The sequence below is a fragment of the Burkholderia sp. RS01 genome, assembly GCF_039748055.1.
GTDB lineage: Bacteria > Actinomycetota > Actinomycetes > Actinomycetales > Micrococcaceae > Arthrobacter.
Map to the genome: position 1 here is coordinate 172,726 of NZ_JBDLAK010000008.1, position 15,637 is coordinate 188,362.

The window sequence follows — 15,637 nt, forward strand, 5'->3', positions numbered from 1 at the left end:
GCTAAGGCACACGCAATGGAGCCGCGCCGTGAACGTTGATTCAGTCCAGAAAGTTTTCGTTGGTCACCTCGGAGAAAATCTGAAGGTAAATCCGCGCGGGGCGTTCCTGGGAACCCGGGAACCGACCCGCCTGAACGTAGGCCGATGGCGGTGGCGCCCCGGCTGGATCCACAAAGAAATACCGGCCCCGCAGTCTGCGCGGCAACGGCCATGATGGCCGCGGTACTTCGATGGGTTATGCAGTTCCGGCTCTTGGTTCTCGTGGTGGCAGCAGGCGTCCTCGCCTACGGGTTCACCGCACTGCCGGGCATGTCCGTGGACGCCTATCCGGAATTCGCCCCGCCACAGGTTGAGATACAGACCGAGGCCCTGGGACTGTCTGCCGCGGAGGTCGAACAGCTGATCACCTCCCCCATGGAGGCCGACCTGTTGAACGGCGTGGCCTGGGTGGAAGCCATCCGGTCCAAGTCGGTTCCGGGCCTGTCCTCGATACAACTGGTGTTCAAGCCGGGGACTGACATGTTCCGGGCACGCCAACTGGTGGCGGAACGCCTGACCCAGGCCAGGGCCCTGCCGAACGTTTCGGCCGCACCGGTCCTCATGCAGCCGCTGTCATCAACCAGCCGGGTCATGATGATCCGGCTCACATCCAAAGACATATCGGCCATCGACATGTCCGTCCTGGCCCGGTGGACCATGAAGCCCGCACTTCTGGCCGTCCCCGGAGTCGCGAACATCTCCATCTGGGGACAGCGCGACCAGCAGCTCCAGGTGCTCGTGGATCCCGCGCAGCTCGAGGCAAAGGGAGTGACGCTGGACCAGGTCATCAGAACCACCGGAAACTCCGTGTGGGTGTCACCGCTGAGCTATCTGGAGGCGTCCACACCCGGCACCGGCGGATTCCTGGAGACAGGACATCAGCGGCTTGGCGTCCAGCACGTCCTTCCCATCACCACACCCCAGGACCTGGGGAAAGTCAGCCTCCAGGGCACATCCCACAAATTGCTCCTGGGCGATGTCGCCAAGGTGCAGACAGACCATCAGCCGCTGATCGGTGACGCCCAGGTGGGCCCGAACGCTGAGCTGCTGCTCGTGATCGAGAAGTTCCCGGACACGAACACCGCTGACGTCACGAGGGGAATCGATGAGACCCTGCACGGACTTCAGCCCGGGCTGCAGGGCGTGGTCGTGGACACCAGCGTGTACCGCCAGTCGTCATTTATTCAGGACGAGGTGGGCAGCCTCGGCGACGCGATGCTCGTCACGTTGCTCCTGATCGGGGCAATGTTTGGATTCGTTTTCCGTTCATGGCGCACGGCGCTCATCAGCCTGATCGCCATTCCGCTCTCGCTCATCGCGGCAGCCCTGCTGCTCTCCCTGCGTGGCGGCGGACTCAACACCATGGTCCTGGCCGGCATGATCCTCGCCCTCACGGTCATCATCGGCGACGTGACCGAAGACCTCACCGGCACCATCAGGGCCCACCGCACGTCACGCACAGCGGATACCGGGGAGCCACGAAGCAACCTGCTGGTTGGGGCCTTCCAGGCGGTTCGGACGCCGCTGGTCTACTCCCTGCTGATCATCGCATTGAGCGTCCTGCCGGCGTTCTTCGTTCCGGGTGAGAACGGCGCGATGTTCGGACCCCTGGTGCTCACCTACCTGCTGGCACTGGCCGTCTCCATGATTGTGGCGTTGACCGCCACCATGGCCCTGGCGTTCCTCCTGCCGGAATCCTCCTCCCGGAAGCGGGAAGGCCGGGCCATGCAGCGCCTGCGCATCCGGTACGGGCGGTTCCTGGCACGCCGGAACGGCAAGACCTGGTGGGCTTTCGCCGCCGTCGCGGTCATCGCCCTGGCCGGACTTGCCCTGGCACCCGGGCTGGTCACCGATAAGCCTGTGGTGCCCGTGCTCGCAGACAAGACGCTGGTAGTTGAGTGGAAGGCGATGACCGGCACGTCGGACCAGGAAATGACCCGGATCACCGACGCTGCCGCGCGCGAACTCGGGGCCCTGCCCGGAGTCGCCACTGTCGGAACGGAGGTGGGGCGCGCGATTACGTCCGACCATGTGGGTGACGTCAGCTCCGGCGAGATTTGGGTGACTGTGGCCGCGGATGCGTCTTACCGCAACACCGTTAGCGCCATCCAGAGGGTCGTGGACGGCTACCCCGGCCTGACCGGGAAAGTCTCGACATACCCGCAACAGAAGATCGACCAGATCCGGGAAGCCGCCGACTCCGGATTTGCGGTCCGTGTATACGGCGTGGACATGGCTACCCTCCGCCAAAAGGCAGAGGAGGTGCGGCAGGTCCTCGCACACACGGCCGGTGTGGTGAACCCGCGTGTAGATGCGCCCAACGAACAACCCACCGTCGAGGTCAAGGTCGATCTGGCCAAGGCCCAGAAGGCAGGCGTCGTTCCCGGTGAAGTGCGGCGCGCGGCTGCAGCCCTGCTGCAGGGCATCGAAGTGGGCAACGTCTACGAACAGCAGAAAGTCTTTTCCGTGGTGGTGAAGGGAACACCGTCCACCCGCAACAGCGTCACCAGCGTCCGCGATTTGCTGATCGACACCCCCAACGGCGGCCATGTGCGCCTTGGCGACGTCGCCGGGGTCAACGTGGTGCCGAACGAAGCCGTGATTCTTCACGACGACACGTCACGGCGCGTTGATGTGAAGGCCGACATTCAGGGGCGCGCGTTGAGTGATATCCAGCAGGACATCGAAAGGGGCATCCAGGCGATCCAGTTCCCGCTGGCCTACCATGCCGAGATCCTCACCCAGTATGCCCAGCAGCAGTCCGCTTTCCAGTGGTTGTGGCTGCTGGCGGCCGTGGCGGCCTTCGGCATCCTGGTCCTCCTCCAGACCGCGCTGGGAGGCTGGCGCCTCGCCGCCGCAGTCTTCCTTGGGCTGATCGTTTCCATGTCCGGCGGCGTCTTTGCCGCCTCGCTTGCGGGCGGAACCAATTCCCTGGTGGCAGTGATCGCGTTCTCGGCCGTCCTGGGAATCGCAGCCCGCAGCTGCCTGCTTCTCGCCGGCGAGGTGCGGAACCTCCGCTCCAGGGCGGGTGCCACTCCCGCGCCGGCCGACGTGATCCGTGCCGCGCGGCATCGGTTGCAGCCGACCCTCGCCTCCTTTGTGATGGCGGGCCTGGCCTTGCTGCCGCTGGTTCTTCTCGGCGGAGCGACCGGTGCCGTGGTCATCCAACCGCTCGCAATCATCATCTGGGGCGGCCTTCTGACAACCGCCCTCTACACCCTCTTTGTCCTGCCCGCCACACTGCTCCGCTTCGCGCCCGACCAGGCACCCGCGGACGGCATTTTTGGCGACCGCCGGGCAGCATCTGAAAGCCGGGATCCGTCATGATGGGGAAATCGCCGCGGCCGTGCCGCCTACTGGTTCTACTCGCCCTGGTCCTCCTGGCGCTGACCCTGCCCGGCTGCAGCCAGCCGTCGGCGGAGGCTACCACCGCCGGCGACGCCGCTGCTAGCCTTCAGGAGATTCCGGGATCCGACGTCAAGCGCATCGTCCTCACCGAGCATGCGCTTGGGAACATCGGGCTGCAGACCTCCACGACGTCAGCGGATCCGAAGAGCGGGAAACTCAGTGTTCCGTACCTGGCCATCCTGTACGACAGCCAGGGAAAGACGTGGGTGTACACGAATCCCGAGCCCTTGGCCTTCGTCCGCCAGCCCGTAACCGTGGTGCGCATCGACGGGGAAGTCGCCCAGCTGAGCGGCGGCCCGGCGCCGGGCACCAAGGTGGTCACCCTCGGGGCCGAGGAACTGTTCGGCGCAGAGCTGGATACGGCGAACTGACATGCGCTGGATCATAGGAATCAGCCTCAGGTTCCGAACGATCGTCGTTGCGCTGGCGTGCGTGGTGATGGTGCTGGGTTCCCTCCAGCTCAGTTCTGCGTCAATCGACGTCTTTCCCGAATTCGCGCCGCCACGCGTGGAAATCCAGACTGCCTGCCTTGGTTTGACCGCGCAGGAAGTCGAGGAGCTGGTCTCGGTGCCCATCGAGGCATCCCTGAGCGGCATGCCCGGTCTCGACGAGCTCCGCTCGAAATCCGTGCCCCAGCTTTCCTCGATCGTGCTGGTGTTCAAACAGGGCACGGATCTGCTCAACGCCCGCCAGCTTGTATCGGAACGCATGGCGTCGGTGACGGCGGCGCTGCCCACCTGGGCCGCTCCGCCGGTGATGCTGCAGCCGTTGTCGTCCACCAGCCGCGTCATGAAGATCGGCATGACCTCGTCCAACCGGTCCATGATCGAAATGTCCATGCTGTCCTACTGGACCATCCGGGCCAGGCTGCTCAGGGTCCCGGGCGTGGCCAACGTGGCCATTTGGGGCGAACGGCTCCAGATGCTGCAGGTCCAGGTCCAGCCCGAGCGGCTCAAAGCCCAGAATGTCTCGCTCAACCAGGTCATGGAGGTCACCGCCGGAGCCGTGGACGCGGGGCTGCTTCAGTACTCGCCCGGAAAGTTCATCGGCACCGGCGGCTTCGTCGGCAGCCCGAATCAACGGATGAGCGTCCGCCATGTCCAGCCGATCACCAGCCCCGCTGACCTGGCCCGCGTCACCATTCGGGAAAATCACGGCGTCGCGCTCCATCTGGGCGACGTGGCACGGGTCGTCGAGGACCACCAGCCGCTGATCGGCGACGCGGTCATCAACAACGGGCACGGGCTCATGCTCATCGTGGAGAAGCTTCCGTGGGGAAACACGCTGGACGTGACGAAGGGGGTCGAGGAAGCCCTTCACGAACTCCAGCCGGGAATGAGCGGCATCACCTTTGACACCACCATCTTCCGCCCGGCCAGCTTCATCGAGGAGGCGATTTCCAACCTGAGCCTGGCCCTGCTCCTGGGCTGCCTGCTGGTGGTCATGATTCTCAGCGCCTTCCTGTTCCAATGGCGCACCGCGCTGATCAGCCTGGCGGCCATTCCGCTCTCCCTGCTCACGGCCGTCATGGTCCTCTACGCCACCGGCAGTTCGGTGAACACGATGGTCCTCGCCGGGCTCGTCATTGCGGTGGGGGTCGTCGTCGACGACGCAATCATCGACGTCGAAAACATCATGCGCCGGCTGCGGCAGTACCGCGCCCGGGGCAGCGACGAATCCACGGCGTCGGTGGTCCTGAAGGCCTCGCTGGAAATGCGGAGCCCCATTGTCTACGCGACCCTGATTATTGTCGTGGCCGCCTTTCCCATCCTTTTCTTGGACGGGCTGACAGGCGTCTTCTTCAGGCCACTGGCCGTCTCCTACACCCTGGCTGTCATGGCGTCGATGCTGGTGGCGCTGACAGTGACGCCCGCCCTGGCGCTGATCCTGCTGGGCCGGGCAAAACTGGAACAACGCGACCCGCCGCTGGTCCGCGTCCTCAAGCGCGGATACCATGCCGTCCTGTCCCGCATCATGAAACGGCCTCGCTACGGCTACCTCGGTTTCGGAGCACTGGCGGTTGTGGGGCTTATGGCCGCTCCCCTGCTAGGCCAATCCCTGTTCCCCACGTTCAAGGAACGCGACTTCCTGATGCACTGGGTGTCCGAGCCCGGCACGTCGGCGGCAGAGGAATACCGCATTGCCCAGCGGGGCTGCGAGGCCTTCCTCAAGGTGCCCGGTGTCCTCAATTGCGGGACGCACATCGGGCAGGCTTTCCAGGCGGACGAAATAGTCGGCGTCAACGCCGGCGAACACTGGATCAGCATCGACCGCCACGCCGACTACAACAAGACAGTGGCAGCGGTCCAGGAAGTCGTCGACGGTTACCCGGGCCTGCACCGTGACGTGCAGACGTACCTGAAGGAGAGGATCGAAGAAGTCCTGACCGGCGCCAGCGAACCGATCCTGGTGCGCGTCTACGGGGACGACCTCAACGTGCTGCGTGAGCAGGCACAACGGATCCACAAGATCCTCACCGACATCCCGGGAACTGACGATGCGCACATCTCCCTGGAGGTTGAAGTGCCGCAGATCACCGTCAAGGTGAATCTCGCGGCGGCGGAAAAGTACGGGCTGAAACCCGGCGACGTGCGGCGGGCGGCCGCAACGCTCGTGGCCGGCGAAGAGGTGGGCGACGTCTTCCGGGACGGAAGGGCCTACGATGTCCAGGTCTGGAGCACTCCGGAGACCCGCACCAGCGTCACGAGCATCCAGGACCTGCCCATCGATACGCCGAGCGGGCAGCGTGTGCGCCTTGCCGATGTCGCCGCGGTCAGCGTACAGCCCACCCCGAACCTCATCGACCGGACCAACGGTTCGCGCAGGGTCGAAGTCGGTTCCTTCATCGATGCCGGGGCGGACCTGGGCCAGGTGGTCTCACAGCTGCAGAACCGGCTGGAATCCCTTGACCTGCCCGAAGGCTACAGCGTGCAGCTTCTTGGCGAATACACCGAGCGGCAGGCTGCCACCGAACGCCTGACGATTTTCGCGGTGGCGGCCCTGGCGCTGATCTTCGTGTTCCTGCAGGCATCGTTCCGGAGCTGGCGGCTGGCCCTCCTCGCCCTCCTCACCTTGCCTATCGCGCTGGTGGGCGGGGTGCTGGCCGCATATTTCACCGGCGGGGTCCTCTCGCTCGGATCGCTCGTAGGGTTCCTGACGGTCATGGGAATCGCGGCCCGAAACGGCATCCTGCTCATCAGCCACTGCCAGCACCTGGAAAGGAATGAGGGAGTCGCCTTCGGCGGTCCGCTCGTGTTGCGGGGCGCAGGGGAAAGGCTGTCGCCGATCCTCATGACCACCCTCGCCACCGGGCTCGCCCTGGTGCCGCTGGTCATCATGGGAGACGTGCCGGGCCACGAGATCGAGCACCCGATGGCCATCGTCATCCTGGGCGGCCTCCTCACCTCAACGCTGCTCAACCTCTTCATTGTGCCGTCGCTGTATCTGCGGTTCGCCAAGAGCAAACGCGCCCGTGCCCGGCAACCCGGATCTGCGGATCCGGCACTGCAGCCCGCTCAGTGATGCGGCCAAACTGACGACGGCGGCATGGTCGCCTCGCCGGAACGGGCACTCCGCCCGCCGGCAGTCACTAAAAGTGGCCGCCGGCGGCGGCGGCGCGGTAGCGTGCGAGCACGTCGGGGGCCGGACGGGCGGTGACGACGGCGGCCCTTGCGCTCTGCCATTCAGGGAAGGAACCCAGGAGCACGCCGGCAGCCTGCCGGGCCGCGCCGTCGGCCACGTACTCCCCCGGTTCCGGCACCACGACCGGCAGGCCGAAGATGGCTGCCGCCGCCTGCTGCACGGCGGCGGAGCGCGCGCCTCCGCCAACCAGGATGATCCGCTCCGCGGAAACCCCCAGGTCCGTGAGCGCCTTCAACCCGTCCGCGAGGGAGCAGACGATTCCCTCGACGGCGGCGCGGGCCAGATTCTCCGGCGTGAAATTCTGCAGCGTCATCCCGTGCAGCGAGCCCGTCGCGTCCGGGAGGTTGGGGGTGCGCTCACCCTCGAAGTACGGGACGAAGACGAGGCCGTCGGCGCCGGGACCGGCAGAAAGCGCGAGCTCGGAGAGCCGCGGCAGGCTCACCGACAGCAAGGCGGCGGTCGCGTCGAGCACCCGGGAAGCGTTGAGTGTGCACACCAGGGGCAGGTAGTGGCCCGTTGCGTCAGCGAAACCCGCAACCAGGCCGAGGGGATCAGCCGTGGGTTTGTCGGCGACGGCGAAGACCGTGCCGGATGTCCCGATCGAAACCACGACGTCGCCCACCCCGGCGGCCACGCCGAGAGCCGCCCCGGCGTTGTCCCCGGCGCCGGGGCCGATCAGTGCGCCGGCGGGCGTGGCGAAACCGCTGGCAAGCGGCGCAAGGACCGCAGGCAGCACGGGCACGTGCCCGAGCGTGCCCCCAAGTACCTCGGGGAGGTAGGCGCCGGTTGCGGGTGACCAATAGCCCGTTCCGGAGGCATCTGAGCGGTCCGTCCGGAGCGCGGCCAGGCCCTCCGCGCCGCTTCCGGGTCCGAACCCGGCCAGCCGCCAGCTGAGCCAGTCGTGCGGGAGGCAGACGGCGGCCGTGCGGGCTGCGTTGTCCGGTTCGTTCTCGGCCAGCCAGCGCAGCTTGGTGGCCGTTATGGAAGCGACGGGTACCGTACCGGTGGTCCGGGCCCAGTGCCGTCGGCCGGCGTCGTCGCTCCCCTGTCCGGCTTCCTTGATCAGGGCCGCTGCGGACGGGGCGGAACGCGTGTCGTTCCACAGCAGGGCAGGGCGGACCACGTCGCCGGACGCGTCGAGGCAGACCATCCCGTGCTGCTGGCCCCCCACTGATATCGCGGCAACGCCGTCGAGGCCGCCCGCCTGGGCGATCGCTTCCTGCAGGGCCTCCCACCAGGCGTCGGGGTGCACCTCGGAGCCTCGCGGATGCCGGGCTGATCCGTGGCGCACCAGCGCACCGGTCTCGGCGTCACGGATGACCACCTTGCAGGATTGGGTGGAGCTGTCGACTCCGGCAACCAGGGGCATCGGCTGTTCTTTCGGTCGGGGCCCACGCCGGGGCGGGGGCCGGTGCTGCCGGGCCCGCAGGAGCGGGCCCGGCAGCGGTTGAGGATTCCGGTATCAGCGGGCGCCGAGCAGGTGTTCGATGGCGAGCTGGTTGAGCCGAACGAACGCGAAGGAACGCTCGGCGGTTTTGTCGGCGTCGAACATCGCGAACGCGCTGGCGTCAGCCAGCAGGTCCGCGGTGGTCTCGCCGGCGGCCAAGGTGGATTCGCCCAGCTCGAAAACGCCGGAGGTCTTCAGGGCTTCCTGGACGTCGGGGTCGGCGCGGAAGGCTAGGGCGCGTTCCTTCAGCAGCAGGTACATGGCCATGTTGGACTTCGCGGATTCCCAGACGCCGTCGTAGCCGTCCGTACGCGAGGGCTTGTAGTCGAAGTGGCGCGGGCCGTCGTACTTCGGGCCGCCGTTGGGGAAGCCGTTTTCGAGCAGGTCCACGGTGAAGAAGGCGCTGGTCAGGTCGCCGTGGCCGAAGACCAGGTCCTGGTCGTACTTGATGCCGCGCTGGCCGTTGAGGTCGATGTGGAAGAGCTTGCCGGCCCACAGCGCCTGGGCGATGCCGTGGGTGAAGTTCAGTCCGGCCATCTGCTCGTGGCCGGTCTCGGGGTTGAGTCCGACGATGTCGCCGTGCTCGAGCTGGGCGATGAAGGCCAGGCCGTGCCCGACGGTGGGCAGGAAGATGTCGCCGCGGGGCTCGTTGGGCTTGGGCTCCAGGGCGATGCGGAGGCCGTAGCCCTTGTCCTTGATGTAGGCGGCCGCCGTGTCGACGCCCTCCTTCATCCGATCCAGGGCGGCGGAGAGGTCCTTTGAGCCGTCGTATTCGCTGCCTTCCCGCCCGCCCCACATGACGAAGGTTTCGGCGCCGAGTTCAGCGGCCAGGTCAATGTTGCGCAGCACCTTGGCGAGGGCGAACCTGCGGACGGACCGGTCGTTGGAGGTGAAGCCGCCGTCCTTGAAAACCGGGTGGCTGAAGAGGTTGGTGGTCACCATGGGGGTCTTCAGGCCCGTCTCGGCCAAGGCTGCCTTGAAGTTCTTCAGGATCAGCTCGCGCTCGGAGGGCGTGGCATCGAAGGGAACGAGGTCGTTGTCGTGGAACGTGATGCCATAGGCGCCGAGTTCGCTCAGCTTGTGGACCGCCTCCACCGGGTCCAGGGCCGGGCGGGTGGCGACGCCGAACGGATCGGCGCCGGTCCAGCCGACAGTCCACAGGCCGAAGGTAAAGCGGTCTTCCGGGGTTGGCGTAACAGCCATAGTGAGCACCTCATTGGGCTAGCAGGATGTGGTTCCAGAAATGGAAACGAATTAGTATGGAATCTGAACTATATGGCTTGTGGTGAACTTGGGTCAATAGTTTTTGGCGCGATGCCGAAAGAAGCCGGAAAGAACAGCGGAAGGGCGGACGATGCGCGGGGTAGACAGTGCAGGCTGAGGCTCCCGGCCGGGTGCAGGATGTGCGCCGGCAGAATCTGGCCGTGGCGCTGGGTGCCATCCGGCGGACGGAACGCTGCACCCGCGCCGAGATCGCCGCACGCACGGGCTTGACCAAGGCGTCTGTCTCGAGCCTGGTCGCCGGCCTGCTGGAAACCGGACTGGTCGAGGAAGTGGGGGTCACCCGCGACGGCGAGCGCGGCCGGCCCGGAAGCGGACTCGTGCTCAACCGGCAGCGGGGGGCGCTCGGCGCGGAGATCAACGTTGACTACCTGGCAGCCGGCGTCGTGGACCTCCTGGGTGAAGTGCGCGTCCAGGAAGTGGTTGAGCGGCCACCGGGCGGCAGCCCGGAGGAGGTGCTCGGGGAACTACGCGCCGTGGCGCGGCGGGTCACCACGGCAGCCGAGGCTGACGGGATGGTGCTGCTGGGCGGAGGGCTGGCGATGCCCGGCCTCGTGGATCCGGCACGCGGAACCGTCCTGACCGCACCGAACCTCGGCTGGCGGGATGCCGCGCTGGCGCAGCACCTGGAGGCCCTGCTCCCCGGGGCGCCGCTCGGCGTCGTCCTCTCCAACGAGGCCAACAGCGCAGCCCTGGCGGAACTTTGGTACGGCCATGGCTCCTCCTTCCGGGACTACCTCTACGTCTCGGGCGAAGTCGGCGTGGGCGGCGGGCTCATTTTCGGGTCCGAGCTCTTCGCGGGCCCGGGCGGACATGCCGGCGAAATCGGGCACCTGGTGGTGCAGCCCGATGGCCGGCCATGCAGCTGCGGGGGCCGCGGATGCCTGGAGACCGTCGCCGGACAGCAGGCGATTTTCTCCGCCGCGGGCATCGACGGCACAACGACCGCCGACCGGATGGCCGCACTCCTGGGAGCCCTTGGGGCCGGCTCGCCGGAGGCGTCCCGGGCCGTGGAGACGGCCGGCCATTACCTGGGCGTGGCACTCGCGTCCGCCGCCCGCATGGTCAACGTGTCCGCGGTGATCCTGGGCGGGCATTTCGCCGGGCTGGACCGGTGGATCCGGCCGAGCCTGCTGCGGAGCCTCGGCAGTTACGCCCCCGGCGTGGTGCCCCCGGACGGCGTCGCCTTCTCCGGCCTCGGGCAGACCGCTGCGCTGCGCGGGGCGGCGGGAAGCAGGCTGCGCGAGGTCTTTGCCAGTCCGCATGACCTGCTGAGCTGACCGGCTGAGCTGACCCTTCACCGGGGTGCTTCGGCGGGGGTCTTCAGCGGGGGCTCTCAGCGGCGGGCGGTCAGCGGCGCAGTCGACTCGCGGACCACCAGGTGAGTGGCCAATTCCACGCGGCGGGAGTCCAGCAGCTCGCCCCGGGCCTGCCTCAGCACGAAGCGCATTGCGGCCCGACCCATCTCCTGCAGGGGCTGCGCCACGGACGTCAGCGCGGGCACCGCCTCCTCGGCCTGGAACGTGCCGTCGAAGCCCACCAGGCTCAGATCATCGGGAATGCGGATGCGCTGCCGGCGGGCCTCGGCAAGCACGCCCAGGGCAATGCTGTCACTGGCCGCAAATATCGCCGTCGGGCGTTCATCCAGGGCCAGAAGCTTCCGCAGGCCCCGCACGCCGTGCTCCGGACGGAAAACGCCCGGGACGACGTACTCGTCGTTCACCGCCACCCCGCTTGCCATCAGCGCGGCCATGTAGCCGTGCTGGCGGGCCTGGCTGCATTCGGCTTCCGGCGGACCGCCCAGGTAGGCAATCCGGCGATGCCCCAGCTCCAGCAAGTGGGCGGTGGCGGATTTTCCACCGGCCCAATTGCTCGCGCCGACGCTCACCACATCTCCCGGCGGCGGATTAAGCGGATCGATGACGACGACGGGAATGTGCCGCCGGTAGAACGCGTCCAGCTGCGCCTCCCCAAACGCGGAAGTCACAACAATCAGCCCCACGCGGCCTTCATCCAGGATGCGCTGGGCCCGCCGCTCGGGGGTCAGCTTTGATGCCGACTGCTGGCTGGTGACGTTCAACATGACCTGGACGTCCTCGGCGGCGGCATGTTCCATCACTCCGTTGAGGACCTCCACGGAGTAAGCGGAGTTGAGGGAATCGAACACCACTTCCACGGTCGGTGTGCGGCCCTCGGCCGTCCTGCGCTGCAGGGGAGACTGGTACCCCGTGAGCTCAAGCGCGGCCAGAACCTTGGCCCGGGTGACGGCAGCAACGTCTTCCCGCCCGTTGATGACCTTGGAGACGGTCGGAGCCGAGACGCCGGCTTCCCGCGCGACAGCGGCCAGCGTTGGCCTGTCCACGCCCTGAACAGTTGACACAAGAACCCCCGGAAGTTTCGAAAAATTTCGATGCAAACAGTTTGTACCGTGCGCCCCGCGAGGTCAACCGTTTATTAGTCAACGTTCTGAACTTTTTTCAGTTTTGGTCTTGACTGGTGATCTGGGTCACCGTTACTTTGGGTTGCACGAGTCGCAGGTTTTACGAAATTTTTCGAAACCCCAGACCACACAAATCATCATCAGCGGCACGCGGCCTCCCGTTGGACGGCAGGCCTGCCACCTCTCACACCCGGGCAATCAGCGCCGACCCCGGAGGACGGATGAAAGATCAGATGAATACCCGTAAGTTGCGCACCGCCGCCATGGCCATCTCCGCCGCCGCACTGTCTGTCAGTCTGGCGGCGTGCGGTTCCAGCGGCCCCGCAGGTTCCACCTCCGCAGGTTCCGGCACCGCCACGATGTGGGGACTGACCGGAGGCAACCAGCCTGTGCTGCAGAAGTCGGTGGCGACATGGAACAGCGCCCACAGCGACCAGACCATCAAGCTGGACTTTTTCGCCAACGATGCCTACAAGACGAAGGTCCGCACAGCTGTGGGCGCCGGCGAGGGCCCCACCTTTATCTACGGGTGGGGCGGCGGTGTCCTGAAGTCCTACGTGGATGCCGGCCAGGTGGAGGACCTCTCCGCGTTCATCAAGGAGAACCCCCAGGTCAAGGACCGCTACCTTCCCTCCGTCCTGAAGAACGGTGAAATCAACGGCAAGACCTACGCGCTGCCCAACAACAACGTCCAGCCCGTCGTCCTGTACTACAACAAGGAAGTGTTCGACAAGGTCGGCGCCCAGCCGCCCAAGACCTGGGACGACGTCATGGCCCTCGTGCCGAAATTCAAGGAGGCCGGAATTGCGCCGTTCTCCCTGGGCGGGCAGTCCAAGTGGCCGGACCTGATGTGGCTGGAATACCTTGTTGAGCGCATCGGCGGCCCCGAGGTCTTCGCCAACATCGCTGCAAACAAGGCCGGTGCGTGGTCGGACCCCGCGGTCAGCGAGGCACTGACCAAGATCCAGGAACTGGTCGACGCCGGCGGCTTCGTGAACGGCTTCTCCTCCATCGCGGCTGACAGCAACGCGGACCAGGCCCTGCTCTATACCGGCAAGGCAGCCATGGTGGTGCAGGGCGGCTGGATCTACCAGGGCATGAAGAAGGACGCGGCAGACTTCGTGAGCAGCGGCAAGCTCGGCTTCACCACCTTCCCCACTGTCTCGGGCGGAAAGGGCGACCCCGCCAACGTCGTCGGCAATCCGTCCAACTTCTGGTCGATCTCTTCCAAGGCCACAGACGAGCAAAAGAAGGCCGCACTCAACTACGTCAAGGACGGAATGTTCACTGACACCGATAAGGACGCCCTGATCAGTTCCGGGGCTGTGCCGGTGGTCAACGGCATCGACAGCAAGCTCGCAGCGTCACCGGACAAGGACTTCCTCACGTTCGTCTACGGCCTGGCCAAGGCGGCCCCGAGTTTCACCCTCTCCTGGGACCAGGCGCTGAGCCCCGCCCAGGGCGACGCGATGCTGTCCAACCTTGACCAGATCTTCCTCAAGAAGATCACGCCCGAGCAGTTTGTCTCCACGATGAACGCCACGATCGGAAAGTAGAGCCGTGGCTGTAGACAGTTCCATCCGCCGGGGGGTCCGCGACGCGGGGCCCTCGGGGTGGCTGGCAGTGCCGGCCCTCGTATTCTTCCTGGTGTTCGCCGTTGTGCCGCTGGCGGGCGTGGTTTTCCTCAGCTTCACGAGCTGGGACGGGCTACGCGAGATCCGCCTTGACGGGTTGAGCAGCTGGGCGACCGTCCTCAGCGATCCGGTCACCGGCAACGCTCTGCTCGTAACCGCCAAGATCATGTTCTTTTCCTTCATCGTGCAGGCGCCGATCAGCCTCCTGCTGGGGGTGTTCACGGCGGGCGGTCAGAAATACCGGGCAGCACTCGCCGTCCTCTACTTCCTGCCGCTGCTGCTATCGTCAGCCGCTGTTGCCATCGCGTTCAAGGCGCTCCTGGACCCCAACTTCGGCCTCGGCCCCGGGCTCCAGGTGCCCTTCCTGATCCAGGACTGGCTCGGAAACTCGGACCTGGTCCTGTTCGTGGTGGTGTTCGTCATCGCTTGGCAGTTCGTCCCGTTCCACACGCTCATCTACCAAGGCGGCGTGCGGCAGATCCCCACATCGCTGTATGAGGCGGCAGAAATCGACGGCGCCGGCCGCGTCCGGCAGTTCCTGAACATCACCCTGCCCCAGCTGAAGTACACCATCATCACCTCCTCCACCCTCATGGTGGTGGGAAGCCTGGCCTACTTCGACCTCATTTTCGTCCTGACCGGCGGCGGCCCCGGTTACAGCACCAGGCTACTGCCGCTGCACATGTACCTGACCGGTTTCAAGGCCAACGACATGGGCGCCGCTAGTGCCCTCGGCGTCATCCTGATCGCCATCGGGCTGGGCCTCGCCCTGCTCCTGCAGCGGCTTGGCGGCAAAAACCGGAACGCAAGCCAATTGGAAGGAGCCTGATGGCTTCCACGACACAGCTTCCGGTTCCGCCGGCGGCACCCGTCCGCACCGCGGCGGCCCCCCGTCCGGCAATCAGGCGTGCCTCGCGTTTCCGGCCGAACCTCCTCGGCGGCCTCGGTGGCTGGCTCTGGCTCCTCGTCATCATCCTGCCCATCTACTACGTGGTGGTCACCAGCCTGAAGAACCAGGCCGGGTTCTTCGCCTCCAACCCCATGCTGCCGCCCGCTGCACCCACACTGGACAACTACAAGCTGGTCCTGGAAAACGATTTTGTCCGGTACTTCACCAACAGCGTCATCGTCACGCTGGGCACCGTCATTCCGGCACTGTTCGTCTCGTTCATGGCCGCCTACGCAATCGTCCGCGGCAAGGGCCGCTTCCTGAGCTGGACCAACAACCTTTTCCTGCTCGGGCTGGCCATTCCCTTGCACGCCACCATCATTCCGATCTACTGGATGATCACCCGCGCTCACCTGTACGACACCCTGCTGGCGCTCATCCTGCCGTCCATAGCGTTCGCCATACCCGTCTCCGTGCTGATCCTTTCCAACTTCATGCGGGACGTGCCCAACGAACTTTTCGAGTCAATGCGGCTGGACGGCTGCTCCGACTGGTCCATGCTGTGGCGCCTCGCGCTGCCGATGACCAAGCCGGCCGTGATCACCGTGGGCATCTACAACGCCCTGCACGTCTGGAACGGCTTCCTGTTCCCGCTGATCCTGACCCAGAGCCCGGGCACCCGCGTGCTGCCGCTCTCGCTGTGGACGTTCCAGGGCGAATTCAGCGTCAACATCCCCGCGGTTCTGGCGTCCGTGGTGCTGGCCACGCTGCCGCTGCTGGTGCTCTACGTTGTGGCCCGGCGCCAGCTTCTCAGCGGCCTGACCGCGGGCTTCAGCAAATAATGCCGCGGTGGTCGA

General features: G+C 66.2%; 10 protein-coding genes. 7 read left to right on the forward strand and 3 right to left on the reverse strand.

Features of this window, described 5'->3' with window-relative positions; all coding sequences use genetic code 11:
- The first annotated feature begins 210 nt into the window (after positions 1-210).
- Genes ABFP37_RS09885 through ABFP37_RS09895 form a run of 3 tightly spaced genes read left to right on the forward strand, consistent with a single transcriptional unit; the run spans position 211 to position 6,969 of the window.
- Positions 211-3,366 (forward strand): efflux RND transporter permease subunit, encoded by a 3,156-nt coding sequence (locus ABFP37_RS09885; protein WP_347033435.1) that lies wholly within the window; start codon positions 211-213, stop codon positions 3,364-3,366.
- On the forward strand, positions 3,363-3,818 hold the full coding sequence (locus tag ABFP37_RS09890; RefSeq protein WP_078027494.1) for a hypothetical protein: 456 nt from the start codon (positions 3,363-3,365) through the stop codon (positions 3,816-3,818). The genes ABFP37_RS09885 and ABFP37_RS09890 overlap by 4 nt, the downstream gene beginning before the upstream one ends.
- Position 3,819: 1 nt before the next feature.
- Positions 3,820-6,969, forward strand: coding sequence for an efflux RND transporter permease subunit (locus ABFP37_RS09895; RefSeq protein ID WP_347033436.1), 3,150 nt, complete (start codon positions 3,820-3,822; stop codon positions 6,967-6,969).
- Positions 6,970-7,036: 67 nt separating this feature from the next.
- Here the strand turns inward: ABFP37_RS09895 and ABFP37_RS09900 are convergent, their stop codons facing one another.
- Both ABFP37_RS09900 and xylA read right to left on the reverse strand, forming a co-directional pair.
- Complete coding sequence (locus ABFP37_RS09900) at positions 7,037-8,458, reverse strand: FGGY-family carbohydrate kinase (RefSeq protein WP_078027496.1); 1,422 nt, start codon at positions 8,456-8,458, stop codon at positions 7,037-7,039.
- A gap of 93 nt (positions 8,459-8,551) precedes the next feature.
- Positions 8,552-9,739: a xylose isomerase gene (xylA, locus tag ABFP37_RS09905; RefSeq protein ID WP_347033437.1), complete on the reverse strand. Its 1,188-nt coding sequence runs from the start codon at positions 9,737-9,739 to the stop codon at positions 8,552-8,554.
- Between the two features lie 221 nt (positions 9,740-9,960).
- Here xylA and ABFP37_RS09910 point away from each other — a divergent pair, with 221 nt between their 5' ends.
- A complete protein-coding gene (locus ABFP37_RS09910; RefSeq protein WP_347033438.1) occupies positions 9,961-11,097 on the forward strand; it encodes an ROK family transcriptional regulator in 1,137 nt (378 codons plus the stop codon).
- 56 nt (positions 11,098-11,153) lie between these two features.
- Here the strand turns inward: ABFP37_RS09910 and ABFP37_RS09915 are convergent, their stop codons facing one another.
- Positions 11,154-12,197, reverse strand: coding sequence for a LacI family DNA-binding transcriptional regulator (locus ABFP37_RS09915; protein ID WP_078027499.1), 1,044 nt, complete (start codon positions 12,195-12,197; stop codon positions 11,154-11,156).
- 293 nt (positions 12,198-12,490) lie between these two features.
- On the opposite strand from ABFP37_RS09915, the gene ABFP37_RS09920 reads away from it, so the two are divergent.
- From ABFP37_RS09920 to ABFP37_RS09930, 3 genes are read left to right on the forward strand one after another with little or no spacing between them, the layout of a single operon-like run.
- Complete coding sequence (locus ABFP37_RS09920) at positions 12,491-13,813, forward strand: extracellular solute-binding protein (RefSeq protein WP_078027500.1); 1,323 nt, start codon at positions 12,491-12,493, stop codon at positions 13,811-13,813.
- A gap of 4 nt (positions 13,814-13,817) precedes the next feature.
- The gene (locus ABFP37_RS09925) at positions 13,818-14,720 is read left to right on the forward strand and encodes a sugar ABC transporter permease (protein WP_078027501.1); all 903 of its coding nucleotides are present in this window, start codon (positions 13,818-13,820) and stop codon (positions 14,718-14,720) included.
- Positions 14,720-15,622 carry a carbohydrate ABC transporter permease gene (locus tag ABFP37_RS09930; protein WP_078027502.1) on the forward strand — a complete coding sequence of 301 codons (903 nt, stop codon included), beginning with the start codon at positions 14,720-14,722 and terminating at the stop codon, positions 15,620-15,622. The genes ABFP37_RS09925 and ABFP37_RS09930 overlap by 1 nt, the downstream gene beginning before the upstream one ends.
- Positions 15,623-15,637 lie beyond the last annotated feature (15 nt).